The sequence below is a fragment of the Streptomyces scopuliridis RB72 genome (assembly GCF_000718095.1).
Lineage (GTDB): Bacteria > Actinomycetota > Actinomycetes > Streptomycetales > Streptomycetaceae > Streptomyces > Streptomyces scopuliridis.
Window position 1 is genome coordinate 1 of record NZ_JOEI01000077.1, and the last position, 784, is coordinate 784.

Here is a 784-nt window from a genome sequence, read left to right on the forward strand (position 1 = left end):
AGGTGTCGATGTTGGGGGTGGTTGAGCGGGAGTGGGTGGTGGGTGCGGGGCGTGGTGTGGTGCGTGGGTTGTCGGGTGGTTCGGTGGTGGAGGGGTTTGCGGCGCGGGTGGCGGAGTCGCCGGGTGCGGTGGCTGTGGTGTGTGGTGATGTGTCGTTGACGTATGGGGAGTTGGATGCGCGGGCTGGGCGGTTGGCTCGGGTGTTGGTGGGACGTGGTGTGGGTGTGGAGTCGCGGGTGGGGTTGTTGTTGGAGCGGTCGGTTGATGTGGTGGTGGCGATGTTGGCGGTGGTGAGGGCGGGGGGTGCGTATGTGCCGTTGCATGGGTCGTATCCGGAGGAGCGGGTGCGGGAGGTGCTGGGGCGGAGTGGCGCGGCGCTCGTGGTGACGGACCGGGGGGTGGATGAAGTCGGGGGGCTGCCGGTCGTGCGGGTGAATGCGGAGCCGGCGTCTGATGTGCGGCTTCCTTCGGCGCTTCGGGCGAGCTCGTTGGCGTATGTGATGTTTACGTCGGGGTCTACGGGTGTGCCCAAGGGTGTCGCGGTGACGCATGGGGACGTGGTGGCGCTGGCTGCCGATTCTCGGTGGTCGTCGGGTGCGCACGAGAGGGTTTTGTTCCATTCGCCTCATTCGTTTGATGCGGCGACGTTTGAGGTGTGGGTGCCGTTGTTGAATGGTGGCACGGCGGATGTGGCCGAGGCTGACTTGAGTGCGTCGGTGGTGCGTGCAGCGGTGGCGCGTGGGGTGTCTGGGCTGTTTCTGACGAAGGCGCTGTTCGACGTGCT

At 66.6% G+C, this 784-nt stretch carries 1 protein-coding gene; it reads left to right on the forward strand.

Annotation, left to right across the window (positions count from 1 at the left end):
- A partial coding sequence (locus IF11_RS37445; RefSeq protein ID WP_037729481.1) for an AMP-binding protein occupies positions 1 to 784 on the forward strand: 784 nt, incomplete at both ends.